This window comes from Streptomyces sp. JNUCC 63 (genome assembly GCF_054366325.1).
Window position 1 is genome coordinate 6,118,384 of the sequence record NZ_CM135963.1, and the last position, 12,321, is coordinate 6,130,704.

Here is a 12,321-nt window from a genome sequence, read left to right on the forward strand (position 1 = left end):
TCCCCCGAACTCCTCGGCAGGGGCCTCATCGCCCCCACTCACGTGGGCCGACAGGCCCCGTGGCCCGGAGCCGGCCTGATCCGCCGGACAGGGGCCAGGGCAGCGGAAGTCACCCCTCGATACGAGGCGCGTACGTGCCGAAGCTCCAGACGTTGCCCTCGACGTCCCGGGCCATGTAGTCCCGGGAGCCGTAGTCCTGGTCCGTCGGGGGCATCAGGATCTCCGCTCCGTGGTCCACCGCGCGCTGGTAGTGGGCGTCCACGTCGTCCACCACCACGTACACCCCCGCCGGGCCCGCGTCGCGCATCGCCTCGTCGAAGCGGCCGCCGCGGCCCTTCGAGCCCAGCATCACCGCACCGTTGCCCAGCACCAGCTCGGCGTGCTGTACGAGGCCGTCCTCGCCCTCGTACACCGAGAGCTCCGTGAAGCCGAAGGCCTCCGTCAGCTGTTTGACGGCCGCCTTGGCGTCCGCGTACAGCAGCGTCGGGTACATGCTCGGGCGTCCGCCGGCCGTGTCTGCCATGCCGATCACTCCCTTGTGCGTCGGTTCTCGCCGAAGAATCCGGTTCGCGGCTCAGTGTGGCACCCGCCACTGACAACGCCCCGCCGCCAACACACGGGAAAACCGCTTGCACACCCCCGTTAGACTCTCCCCCATGGCCATTCTCCTCGCGCATTAGACGGCGGGAACGTCCTCAGCCGCCCATCCCGCCCCCATCCGCCCTGGAGTCTGTCCGTGATCTCCGCTTCCGGCATCGAGCTGCGCGCCGGTGCCCGCATCCTCATCGAGAACGCCACCTTCCGCGTCGCCAAGGGCGACCGCATCGGCCTGGTCGGCCGCAACGGCGCCGGCAAGACCACTCTCACCAAGGTCCTGGCCGGCGAGGGCATCCCCGCCGCCGGCGCCGTCACCCGCTCCGGCGAGGTCGGCTACCTCCCGCAGGACCCCCGCACCGGCGACCTCGACGTGCTCGCCCGCGACCGCGTCCTCTCCGCCCGCGGCCTGGACGTGCTGATCCGCAAGATGCGCGAGAACGAGCAGCGCATCGCCACCGGCAAGGGCACCACCCGCGAGAAGGCGCTCAAGCAGTACGAGCGCCAGGAGACCGAGTTCCTCACCAAGGGCGGTTACGCCGCCGAGGCCGAGGCCGCCACGATCGCCGCCGCGCTCAACCTGCCCGACCGGGTGCTCGGCCAGCCCCTGCACACGCTCTCCGGCGGTCAGCGCCGCCGTATCGAACTGGCCCGCATCCTGTTCTCCGACGCGGACACCCTGCTGCTCGACGAGCCCACCAACCACCTCGACGCCGACTCGATCATCTGGCTGCGCGACTACCTCAGGACCTACCGCGGCGGCTTCATCGTGATCTCCCACGACGTCGACCTGGTCGAGACGGTCGTCAACAAGGTGTTCTACCTGGACGCCAACCGCTCCCAGATCGACGTCTACAACATGGGCTGGAAGCTCTACCAGCAGCAGCGCGAGGCCGACGAGAAGCGCCGCAAGCGGGAGCGGGCCAACGCCGAGAAGAAGGCCGCCGCGCTCAACGCCCAGGCCGACAAGATGCGCGCCAAGGCCACCAAGACGGTCGCCGCGCAGAACATGGCCCGCCGCGCCGAGAAGCTGCTGTCCGGCCTGGAGGAGGTCCGCCGGCAGGACAAGGTGGCCAAGCTGCGCTTCCCCGAGCCCTCGCCCTGCGGCAAGACCCCGCTGATGGCCGAGGGCCTGTCGAAGTCGTACGGCTCGCTGGAGATCTTCACCGACGTCGACCTGGCCATCGACAAGGGCTCCCGCGTCGTCATCCTCGGCCTCAACGGTGCCGGCAAGACCACCCTGCTGCGCCTGCTCGCGGGCGTGGAGCAGCCGGACACCGGCGCGGTCGTCCCCGGCCACGGCCTCAAGCTCGGCTACTACGCGCAGGAGCACGAGACCCTGGACCCCGACCGCACGGTCCTGGAGAACATGCGCTCGGCCGCCCCCGACATGGACCTCGTCGAGGTCCGCAAGGTGCTGGGCTCGTTCCTGTTCTCCGGCGACGACGTCGACAAGCCGGCCGGCGTCCTCTCCGGCGGCGAGAAGACCCGCCTGGCGCTCGCCACCCTGGTCGTCTCCTCCGCGAACGTCCTGCTGCTCGACGAGCCCACCAACAACCTCGACCCGGCCAGCCGCGAGGAGATCCTCGGCGCGCTGCGCACCTACAAGGGCGCCGTCGTCCTCGTCACCCACGACGAGGGCGCCGTCGAGGCGCTGCAGCCGGAGCGGATCATCCTGCTGCCCGACGGTGTCGAGGACCTGTGGGGCGCCGACTACGCGGACCTCGTCGCCCTCGCTTGATCGAACAGCTGATCAACGGGGTATGGATCATTCGGCCCATCGGTGATCCATCATCTGTGTGAGATCTCCTCATACCGAGGTGTGTTCTACATCGATTTCACGGCCGAGCCCTTATGTGCCAAGGGCTCGGCCGTCGTGCGTCGCTGACCAGGCGTTTCGCGGAAGAACCCGTTCGGCGGCACGGACGCCACCGTGCGGAGTGGCGGATTCCGCTTGTGGGGACGCGCTCCTGTCGTCACAAGCCTGTCTCACGGACCTTGCCGAATGGGTGGCCATCGGGGCCCGGAGGGGTGATCATGAGGGGACCAGAGCGCACTTCCCATGAGGAGGCACGGGTGGCCGAGACTCTGAAGAAGGGCAGCCGGGTGACCGGCGCCGCGCGCGACAAGCTCGCGGCAGACCTGAAGAAGAAGTACGACGCCGGTGCGAGCATTCGGGCGTTGGCCGAGGAAACCGGCCGCTCGTATGGCTTCGTCCACCGGATGCTCAGCGAGTCGGGCGTCACGCTCCGTGGGCGTGGCGGGGCGACACGGGGCAAAAAGGCCCCGTCGGCCTGACCGGTCACGGGCGGCCCATCGGCTTTCGATGGCGACCACCCGGTCGGTTCACCGATCGGCCGGGTGGTTACTGTGCAGTCACTTACGATGCCCGCAGGGCATCCACGCTGACCGCACCCATCGGAGGCGCACCATGGCTTCGCCCGAGCACGACCTCGATCCGGTACTCGACAAGGACGGCGTACGGCTCACCGTCGACGACGCGATCGCCACGGTGACGCTGGCCAACCCGGCCAAGCGCAACGCGCAGAGCCCCGCCCTGTGGCGGGCGCTCACCGAGGCCGGGCGGCTGCTGCCGGGCTCCGTCCGCGTCGTGCTGCTGCGCGGCGCGGGCAAGTCCTTCTCCGCCGGGCTCGACCGGCAGGCGTTCACGCCCGAGGGCTTCGACGGCGAGCCGTCGTTCATCGACCTCGCGCGCGGCGGCGACGCCGAGCTGGACGCGACCATCGCCGAGTACCAGGAGGCGTTCACCTGGTGGCGGCGCAACGACATCCTGTCCGTCGCCGCCGTCCAGGGGCACGCCATCGGGGCCGGCTTCCAGCTGGCGCTGGCCTGTGATCTGCGCGTCGTCGCGGACGACGTGCAGTTCGCCATGCGCGAGACCGGCCTCGGGCTGGTCCCCGACCTCACCGGCACCCATCCGCTGGTGGGGCTGGTCGGCTATGCCCGCGCGCTGGAGATCTGCGTCACCGGCCGGTACGTGGGTGCCGAGGAGGCCGTGCAGACCGGTCTGGCGAACCTCGCCGTGCCCCTCGACCAGCTCGACGCGACCGTACGGGACCTGACCTCCGCACTCCTGGCGGCACCTCGTGACGCCGTCGTCGAGACCAAGGCCCTGCTGCGAGGTGCCCAGGAACGCACCTACGAGCAGCAGCGCGCCGCCGAACGCGAGGCCCAGGGCCGGCGTCTGCGCGACCTGGCCGGCGCCGGGGAGTAGGACCTGTCCGGCGGATCAGGCCGGCTCCGGGCCACGGGGCCTGTCAACCCAGGTGAGCGGGGGCTGTATGAGGGTCCCCCTGCTCCTTTGGAGCTTGGGGGAGCGTGCGGTTGCAAGGCGGAGGAGGAAGAGGAGGGAGTCGACGCGGAGCGTCGGGGACCGACGGCAACGCCGCTGGGGTCCCCCTCTGCTCGAAGAGCTCGGGGGAGTGCGTGTCGGACCCCGCGATTCCGGCATGATCCGCCGGACAGGCCCTGACTCCACCCGCCCGCTTCGGGGGCGGGATCCCGTCGTTCCGCCTACCGTGGGTGAGGGACGACGACCGAAGGGACGTACGGCGGTGACCGACATGACGGAACAGGACCGGACAGGCGCCCTCGAAGCCGAGCGGGAGGTACCGGAGACCTCCGCGACCCGCGGGGCCTCTGCGACCCGGCGCGGACTGGGAGAGCCCGGCAGCCGGGGGCGGACCACCATCGCCGACGGTGTGGTGGAGAAGATCGCCGGACTCGCCGCGCGCGACGTGGTCGGCGTGAACGCCATGGGCAGCGGCCTGTCGAGGACCTTCGGGGCCGTACGGGACCGGGTGCCCGGCGGCGCGAAGTCCGTGACCCGCGGAGTGAAGGCCGAGGTCGGCGAGGTGCAGACCGCGCTCGACCTGGAGATCGTCGTCGACTACGGAGTGTCGATCACCGAGGTGGCCCGAGCGGTCAGGGAGAACGTGATCGCGGCGGTGGAGCGGATGACCGGACTGGAGGTCGTCGAGGTCAACATCGCCGTCAGCGACGTGAAGCTGCCGGAGGAAGAGGAGGAGGAAGCAGAGCCGCGCATCCAGTGACACGCCGGCGACCGCGGCACCACCGAACGACAGGACCGAAGGACAGAACCGAGGGACGACTGGGGAACGGCCCGGCGACGGCCGAGCAGTGGAGGAGCGCGGGATGAGCATGGCCGTGGTCGGCATGATCGCCGGCATGGCGCTGGGCTTCGCCGGTTACTTCGGCGGATTCGGCGCTTTCCTGCTGGTGGCGGCCCTGGGCGCCGTCGGCTTCGTCGTCGGCCGGTTCCTGGAGGGGGACCTGGAACTCGGCGACTTCTTCCGTCCCCGTGACAACCGCCGGCGGTGACCCGCGGTGAACATCGAGCCCGGGGAGCGCGGCGCCACGACGATCGCCGACCGCGTCGTCGCCAAGATCGCCTCACAGGCGGCCCGCGAGGCGCTCGGCCCGCTGCCGCCGGACGCCGCGCCGCCGCACGCCACGGTGGTCGTGCACCACGACGTCGCACGCGTCCGGATCCTCCTCGACCTCGCCTATCCGCGTGACATCGGCGCGTGCTGCCGCGCGGTGCGTCGTCAAGTGGTCGAGCGGGTAGGCGCGTTGGTGGGAATGCGGGTACCGGAGGTCGCCGTCCGGGTGGAACGGCTGCACCTGACACCCGCGCACGGCGCGGCACAGGGGAGGACGCCATGAGCGAGCCCCGGGGCTCGGAGAGCACCACGCAGCCCCTACCGGTCGTCGAGAAGGACGACACCTTCGGGCGGCCCGCGGCCCCCGACGCCCACGAACCACCGCCCGTCCAGGACGGCGCGGACGGACGCGGCGGCCGCTTCTGGTCGGCGCGCCGGGTGCCCGCCGGCGTCGTCGCCCTGCTGCTCCTGATCCTCACGGGCGCGTTCCTGTACGACATCGCGGCCGTACGCGCCCACCGGTCCGCCCTGTCCTGGCGCCGCGAACTGGCCCGGCAACTGGCCGAGCGCCCCCTGGACGACACCTGGGTACGCGTCGGCGCGGGCGTCGCAGCCCTCCTCGGCCTGTGGCTGATCGTGCTGGCCGTCACCCCCGGCCTGCGCCGCCTGCTGCCCATGCGGCGCACCCACCCCGACGTACGGGCAGGGCTGCACCGCAACGCCGCCGCGCTCGTGCTGCGCGACCGGGCCATGGAGATCTCCGGAGTGCGGTCGGTCCGCGTACGACTGCGCCGCCGCCGGGCCGATGTACGCGCGGTCTCGCACTTCCGGGAGCTGGAGGAGGTACGGGCCGACCTGGACACCGTGCTCGCCGACGCGGTCAGCGGCCTGGGGCTGACCCGGCCGCCCGCCCTGTCGGTGCGCGTCACCCGTCCCGGACGGAAGGGGTGAGACCGGTGCTCAGGATCGTCAACCGGGTGCTGACCGGGCTCATCGGACTGGTCCTGCTCGTCGTCGGCGGTTCGGTGTTCGCCGTGGGCCTGGGCGTACGACCGCCCTCCTGGTGGATCCACCGGGGCCGGCACGACGTACTGCTGACCACCGCCGAGCGGACCCGGTGGCGCGAGACCGGCTGGTGGTGGCCCGCCGTCATCGCCACCCTGGCCGTCCTGTTCCTGCTGGCCCTGTGGTGGCTGATCGCCGTACTGCGCCGCCGCCGGCTGGCCGAGGTGCTGGTCGACACCGGCGACGGCGAGGAGGCCCTGCTGCGGGGCCGCGCCCTGGGGGACGTACTGGCGGCGGACGCCCAGCAGTTGGACGGCGTAGCCCGAGCCCAGGTCCACCTCACCGGCCGCCGCAACGCTCCCGCGACCCACGTACAGCTCCTCCTGGAACCGTACGTGGACCCGGGAACGACCCTGACCCACCTCACGGCTCAGTCCCTTGCCCGTGCCAGGGACTCGGCCAACCTGAGGGCTCTCCCGGCGGAGGTGAGACTGAGCAGCGTCAAGCACCGTGCGGAAAGGGTGAGCTGACCCACCTCAAAGGGGCGCGGGGCTGTGCCGATTTGCGGCTCCGCCGCGTGGGCGCGACCAGCCACACACGACCCGCACACGCACGAAAACATGGCACCCCCACCGTTCAGGTGCTAAAAACCGTGCCTCGCCCCGCCGTCCACCGGCAACATCACCCCGGTCACATAGGACGCCGCGGGCGACAGCAGAAACGCGGCCGCCCGGCCGAACTCCGCCGGCGTCCCATACCGCCGCAGGGGCACACGCGACTCACTCGCCGCCCGCGTAGCCTCAGGATCCGCGGACAACGCGTCCAGCTCGCGCACGCGATCCGTGTCGATACGGCCCGGCAGCACCCCCACGACCCGGATGCCCCGCGGCCCCAGCTCGTCCGCGAGGGACTTGGCGAACCCGGCGAGTCCGGGCCGCAGCCCGTTGGAGATGGTCAGCCCCGGAATCGGCTCGTACACCGATCCGGACAGTACGAACCCGACGACCCCGCCCGGCTCCAGCTCGGCCGCCGCCGCGCGAGCGAGCCTCACCGCGCCCAGGAACACCGACTCGAACGCCGCCTGCCACTGCTCGTCGGTGTTGTCGGCGACGAAGCCGGGCGGCGGCCCGCCGACGCTGACGAGGACGCCGTGGAAGCCGCCGAAGTTGTCCCGCGCCGCCGCGATCAGCCGCGCGGGGGCCCCGGGATCCGCGTTGTCCACGGCCGCCCCGACCGCGTTCGGGCCCAGCTCGGCCGCCGCCTCGGCGACCCGCTTCTCGTCCCGCCCGGTGATGACCACCTTCGCGCCGTCGGTGACGAGCTCGCGCGCGGCGGCGTTGCCCAGTCCGCGGGTCGAGCCGGTGACGACGTACACCCGGTCCTTCAATCCAAGATCCATGACACCTATCCTGCCCGCTCGTCCCCGTACAGGGCGAGGGCGGTGTTCACCAGGCCGATGTGGCTGAACGCCTGCGGGAAGTTGCCGAGCTGCCGGCCGGGCATCCCGTCGCGGCCCACCAGGTACTCCTCCGCGAGCAGCCCCACGTCGTTGGCGAGGCCCACCAGCCGTTCGAACAGCTCCCGGGCCTCCTTCGTCCGGCCGGTCATGTGCAGTGCGTCGGCGAGCCAGAACGAGCAGACCAGGAAGGTGCCCTCGCCGCCGGGCAGCCCGTCGACGTTGGTCGTGTCGGTGCTGTAGCGGCGTACGAGGCCGCCCTCGCCGAGTTCCGCGCGGATCGCGTCCACGGTGCCGACCACGCGCGGGTCGTCGGGCGGCAGGAAGCCCACCCGGGGGATGAGCAGCAGGGCGGCGTCCAGTTCGCGGGAGCCGTAGGACTGGGTGAAGGTGTTCCGCTCGGCGTCATAGCCCTTCTCGCACACCTCGCGGTGCACGTCCTCGCGCAGTGCCCGCCAGCCGTCGAGGTCGCCGCGCAGAGACGGGTTCTCCTCCAGGGTGCGCACCGCGCGGTCGGCGGCCACCCACACCATCACCTTGGAGTGCACGAAGTGGCGCCGGCCGCCGCGCACCTCCCACAGCCCCTCGTCGGGCTGCCACCAGGCCCCGCGCAGAAAGGTCAGCAGCGCGCACTGCATCGACCATATGTGCGGCTTGGCGGACAGGCCCGAGCGCCGGGCCAGCGACAGCGAGTCCATGACCTCGCCGTACACGTCGAGCTGGAGCTGTCTGACGGCGTCGTTGCCGACCCGTACGGGCGCGGAGCCGGCGAAGCCGGACAGCCACGGCAGCTCGTACTCGGGCAGCCGCCGCTCGCCCGCGAGGCCGTACATGATCTGCAGGTCGGCCGGGTTGCCCGCGACCGCGCGCAGCAGCCAGTTCCGCCACGCCTCGGCCTCCTCCTGGTAGCCCGCCGACAGCAGGGCGCCCAGGGTGAGGGTGGAGTCGCGCAGCCAGCAGTAGCGGTAGTCCCAGTTGCGTACGCCGCCCAGTTCCTCGGGCAGGGAGGTGGTGGGGGCGGCGACGATGCCGCCGGTGGGGGCGTAGGTGAGCGCCTTGAGGGTGATCAGGGAGCGGACGACGGCGTCCCGGTGCGGGCCGTCGTAGCGGCAGCGTGCCGCCCAGGCCCTCCAGTCCTCGACGCTGTGCTCCAGCGCCTCGTACGGGTCGATGAGCGGCGGGCGCGGGTCGTGCGAGGGGTGCCAGGTCAGGACGAAGGCCACCTTCTCGCCCGCGGCGACCGTGAACTCCGCGTGTGTGCGGAAGTGCTCGCCCCAGGTGCGCACCGGGGGCTCGCTGCGCAGCCACGCCGAGTCCGGGCCGGCGACGGCCACCCGGTGGCCGTCGGATCTGCGCATCCAGGGGACGATCGAGCCGTAGTCGAAACGCAGCCGGAGCGTACTGCGCACGGTCACCCGGCCGCTCAGGCCCTCCACAATCCGTACGAGGTCCGGCGCGCGGTCGCGCTGCGGCATCAGGTCGGTGACGCGTACCGACCCGTCCGGGGTGTCCCACTCGGTGTCGAGGACCAGGGTGTCGGGGCGGTAGGCGCGACGGGCGCAGGGGCCGGTGGCGCCCTTGGGGGCGATGCGCCAGTGGCCGTTGTCCTCGTCGCCGAGCAGCCTGGCGAAGCAGGCGCCGGAGTCGAAGCGGGGCAGGCACAGCCAGTCGACGGAGCCGTCCCTGCCGACCAGCGCGGCGGTCTGCTCGTCGCCGATGAGCGCGTAGTCCTCGATCCGCGGGTGCACGGATGACCGGATTCCCGGCGGACGCGGGCGGCAATCAGGGACGTGCCGTGCGGATGGGACGGCCCGGGACCTCTTCCTACACCGACGCCGGTTCCGCCTCCTGCGCCCCTTCCTTCGCCGCCGCCTCCGAGCGCTCGCGGGCCTCGCGGCGCAGCAGGACCACCCAGCCGACCGGGACGCCCGCCGCGAACAGCCACCACTGGATGGCGTACGCCAGGTGCGGGCCGATGTCGCTGTGCTCGGGTTCGGGCAGCAGCTGGGGGCTGCCGTCCTTGGGCACGGGCGAGACCAGCTGGATGTAGCCGCCGAGGACCTGCTTGCCGAGCCGCTCGGCCTGCTGGGCGCTGCTGATCAGCATCACCTGGCGGTCGGGCAGGCCCTTGACGTTCTTGATGCCGCTCTCCGCGGTCGTCTCGTCGGGCATCAGCCGGCCGGTGACGGTGATCTCGCCGCGCTCGGGCGCCGGGATCTTCGGGAACGCCGTCTGCGAGGCGTCCGCGGGGACCCAGCCCCGGTTGACCATGAGGACCTTGCCGTCCTCGAGGACGAAGGGTGTCAGCACGTGGTAACCGACGTTGTCGTCGGCGTTGGTGCGGCGGCGCACGACCTCTTCGTTCGCGGTGTCGAAGTGGCCCTTGGCGGTGACCTTGCGGTACAGGTCGGCGTGTTTCACCGTCGCGCCGGGCGCGGTCAGCGACTCGGCCGGGACCGGCTTGGCCGCCAGCGAGGCGGCGATCACCTTGTTCAGCGCGACCTTGTGCTCATGGCGGTGCAGCTGCCAGAAGCCCAGCCGTATCATCGCCGGGATCAGTGCGATCGCGACGATCGTGAGGATCACCCACTGGCGGGTCCACAGGAAGCGGTACACCCCACGACGGTACCTCCCGCGCCGTGGGGTGTTTTCGGCAGGGGTGTCCTCGTGCGGCGTCCTCACACGCGGTCGACGATTCCGACTTTCCCCTCCGCGCGGGCGCAGTGGGCGCCGCAGTACCAGTGGCCCTCGACCTCGACGCCCTGCCCGATGATCTGTACACGACAGTGCTCGCAGATCGGCGCCATGCGGTGGATCGCGCAGGCGAAGCAGTCGAAGACGTGCACCGCGCCCTGGGCGTGCACCTCGAAGGTCATTCCGTAGTCATTGCCGCACACTTCACATCTCGCCATGCGCCACAGGGTGAGCCGTGGCCGCCGCGCGGGCGAGCGGGCGGCGGGCGAGTCGTCCGGCAATCACCCGTACGCCCGTCAACAGCCGTCCGCCGGTTCCACGTCCCCGAGCAGCTGCCCGAACGCCGCCTCGTCCACCACCGGAGTGCCGTACTGCCGCGCCTTGACCACCTTCGACGTGCCCGAGTCCGGGTCGTTGGTCACCAGCAGGCTGGTCAGCCTGGACAGGCTGGTGGACACATGCAGCCCGGCCTCGACGGCCCGGTCCTCCAGCAGTTCGCGTTCGGTGGAGGTGTCCCCGGAGAAGGCCACCCGCATGCCCTGCTTGAGGCGTTCGCCCGCTTCATAGCGGCCTGGGTTGGGATAGGGGCACGCGGGTCTTTTGCGGGACGGGCGCCAGCTGCCCTGCCGATAGCCGCCGTAGCCGCCCGACGACTGCCGGGGCACCGGCCGGTCCGACCACTCCGTCAGCGGCCGGCACTCCAGCAGCGGCAACCGCACCCCGCCCGCGGCCGCGGCCCGCAGACTCGGCCGGAACGCCTCCGCCAGCACGCGCGCGTCGTCCAGCGCGTGGTGCGCCCGCCGCTGTACGACGCCGAAGTGCGCCGCCAGCGACTCCAGCTTGTGGTTGGGCAGCGGCAGACCGAGCTCCTTGGCGAGCGCGATGGTGCACAGCCGCTGCCGCACCGGCGCCTCACGCTCCGCGCGCGCGTACTCCCGCGCGATCATCTGCCAGTCGAAGACCGCGTTGTGCGCGACGAGCACGCGGTCGGCCAGCCGGGCCCCGAACTCCTCCGCGATGTCCGTGAACAGCGGCGCGCCCTGAAGGGCCTCGCTCGTCAGCCCATGGATCCACACCGGCCCCGGATCCCGCTCCGGGTTGACCAACGTGTACCAGTGGTCCTCGACCTCACCGCGCGCGTCCAGCCGGTAGACCGCCGCGGAGACGATCCTGTCGTCCCGCGCCAGGCCGGTCGTCTCCACGTCGACAACCGCGTACCCCTTCGGATACGCGGCCGGCCACGGCGCGGCGGAAAACCCTGCGAGCGTGCGGTCTTCGAGCATGGTCCCTGAGGATACGATCCCCGACTGACAGCCCTGCCCCCCGGTGGCCCTGCGCAGCCGACGAAAAGCCGCCCGACAGGACCAGTACGGCGGCGACCGACTGCCCACCGGGGGCCTGTGCGACGAACGAACCGTGCGATCCTCCGTTCTGTGACGGAACCTACGCATGACGAGGCGCACGGGGGTGCGCTCGGGGCGCGGCTCAACTGGCTGCGGGCCGCCGTTCTCGGGGCGAACGACGGCATCGTGTCCACCGCGGGACTCGTCGTCGGTGTGGCCGGCGCGACGGACTCCCGGTCGGCGCTGCTGACGGCCGGGCTGGCCGGGCTGCTCGCGGGGTCGATGTCGATGGCGACGGGGGAGTACGTGTCGGTGTCGACCCAGCGGGACTCTGAGACGGCCGCGCTGGCCCTGGAGAGGCGGGAGCTGCGCGAGCAGCCCGAGGCGGAGCTGCGGGAGCTGACCGACATGCTTCAGGAGCGGGGTCTGTCGCGTGACGTGGCCAGGGAGGCGGCGGAGCAGCTCACCGCGCGGGACGCGCTGCGGGCCCACGCGCGCGTGGAGCTCGGCATCGACCCCGACGAGCTGGCCAACCCCTGGCACGCGGCCTGGGCGAGCTTCCTGGCGTTCACGATCGGTGCCCTGCTGCCCCTGCTGGCGATCGTGCTGCCGCCGGCGGGGTGGCGGCTGGGCGTCACCGTGCTGTCCGTCCTGGCCGCCCTCGTCCTCACCGGCTGGAGCAGCGCACGGCTGGGCGCGGCCAGGCCCGGCCGGGCGGTGCTGCGCAACGTGGGCGGCGGGGCGCTGGCCATGGCGGTGACCTACACGGCGGGGACCTTGCTGGGGGCGGTGGGCGTGTGACGGC

General features: G+C 71.9%; 15 protein-coding genes. 9 read left to right on the forward strand and 6 right to left on the reverse strand.

Annotation, left to right across the window (positions count from 1 at the left end; translation table 11 throughout):
- Positions 1-109: 109 nt before the first annotated feature.
- Positions 110-523: a VOC family protein gene (locus ACX25U_RS28130; RefSeq protein WP_454384014.1), complete on the reverse strand. Its 414-nt coding sequence runs from the start codon at positions 521-523 to the stop codon at positions 110-112.
- Between the two features lie 213 nt (positions 524-736).
- Here ACX25U_RS28130 and abc-f point away from each other — a divergent pair, with 213 nt between their 5' ends.
- From abc-f to amaP, 8 genes are all read left to right on the forward strand, one after another.
- A complete protein-coding gene (abc-f, locus tag ACX25U_RS28135) occupies positions 737-2,335 on the forward strand; it encodes a ribosomal protection-like ABC-F family protein (protein ID WP_454384016.1) in 1,599 nt (532 codons plus the stop codon).
- A 335-nt stretch (positions 2,336-2,670) separates the two neighbouring features.
- On the forward strand, positions 2,671-2,892 hold the full coding sequence (locus tag ACX25U_RS28140) for a helix-turn-helix domain-containing protein (protein WP_029385158.1): 222 nt from the start codon (positions 2,671-2,673) through the stop codon (positions 2,890-2,892).
- A gap of 133 nt (positions 2,893-3,025) precedes the next feature.
- Positions 3,026-3,829, forward strand: a complete 804-nt coding sequence (locus tag ACX25U_RS28145; RefSeq protein ID WP_454384018.1) for an enoyl-CoA hydratase/isomerase family protein — start codon at positions 3,026-3,028, stop codon at positions 3,827-3,829.
- Positions 3,830-4,169: 340 nt separating this feature from the next.
- Positions 4,170-4,667, forward strand: coding sequence for an Asp23/Gls24 family envelope stress response protein (locus tag ACX25U_RS28150; protein ID WP_454384020.1), 498 nt, complete (start codon positions 4,170-4,172; stop codon positions 4,665-4,667).
- Positions 4,668-4,770: 103 nt separating this feature from the next.
- Positions 4,771-4,956 (forward strand): hypothetical protein, encoded by a 186-nt coding sequence (locus ACX25U_RS28155; protein WP_454384022.1) that lies wholly within the window; start codon positions 4,771-4,773, stop codon positions 4,954-4,956.
- Positions 4,957-4,962: 6 nt separating this feature from the next.
- Positions 4,963-5,301 carry a hypothetical protein gene (locus ACX25U_RS28160; RefSeq protein WP_454384024.1) on the forward strand — a complete coding sequence of 113 codons (339 nt, stop codon included), beginning with the start codon at positions 4,963-4,965 and terminating at the stop codon, positions 5,299-5,301.
- Positions 5,298-5,969, forward strand: a complete 672-nt coding sequence (locus tag ACX25U_RS28165; protein ID WP_454384026.1) for a DUF6286 domain-containing protein — start codon at positions 5,298-5,300, stop codon at positions 5,967-5,969. The genes ACX25U_RS28160 and ACX25U_RS28165 overlap by 4 nt, the downstream gene beginning before the upstream one ends.
- 5 nt (positions 5,970-5,974) lie before the next feature.
- Complete coding sequence (gene amaP, locus ACX25U_RS28170) at positions 5,975-6,553, forward strand: alkaline shock response membrane anchor protein AmaP (protein WP_454384028.1); 579 nt, start codon at positions 5,975-5,977, stop codon at positions 6,551-6,553.
- A gap of 113 nt (positions 6,554-6,666) precedes the next feature.
- On the opposite strand, the gene ACX25U_RS28175 is transcribed toward amaP, so the two are convergent.
- The 5 genes from ACX25U_RS28175 to ACX25U_RS28195 form a co-directional block, all read right to left on the reverse strand.
- Complete coding sequence (locus ACX25U_RS28175; protein WP_454384030.1) at positions 6,667-7,422, reverse strand: SDR family oxidoreductase; 756 nt, start codon at positions 7,420-7,422, stop codon at positions 6,667-6,669.
- A gap of 5 nt (positions 7,423-7,427) precedes the next feature.
- Positions 7,428-9,227, reverse strand: a complete 1,800-nt coding sequence (locus tag ACX25U_RS28180) for a glycoside hydrolase family 15 protein (protein WP_454384032.1) — start codon at positions 9,225-9,227, stop codon at positions 7,428-7,430.
- Between the two features lie 76 nt (positions 9,228-9,303).
- Positions 9,304-10,095 carry an SURF1 family cytochrome oxidase biogenesis protein gene (locus tag ACX25U_RS28185; protein WP_454384034.1) on the reverse strand — a complete coding sequence of 264 codons (792 nt, stop codon included), beginning with the start codon at positions 10,093-10,095 and terminating at the stop codon, positions 9,304-9,306.
- Positions 10,096-10,157: 62 nt separating this feature from the next.
- Entirely contained in the window at positions 10,158-10,391 is a 234-nt protein-coding gene (locus ACX25U_RS28190) for a hypothetical protein (RefSeq protein WP_454384036.1), read from the reverse strand.
- Positions 10,392-10,469: 78 nt separating this feature from the next.
- Positions 10,470-11,456, reverse strand: coding sequence for a DEDDh family exonuclease (locus ACX25U_RS28195; RefSeq protein WP_454384038.1), 987 nt, complete (start codon positions 11,454-11,456; stop codon positions 10,470-10,472).
- A 150-nt stretch (positions 11,457-11,606) separates the two neighbouring features.
- Between ACX25U_RS28195 and ACX25U_RS28200 the strand changes: the two genes are divergently transcribed.
- Positions 11,607-12,317, forward strand: coding sequence for a VIT1/CCC1 transporter family protein (locus tag ACX25U_RS28200; protein ID WP_454384040.1), 711 nt, complete (start codon positions 11,607-11,609; stop codon positions 12,315-12,317).
- Positions 12,318-12,321 lie beyond the last annotated feature (4 nt).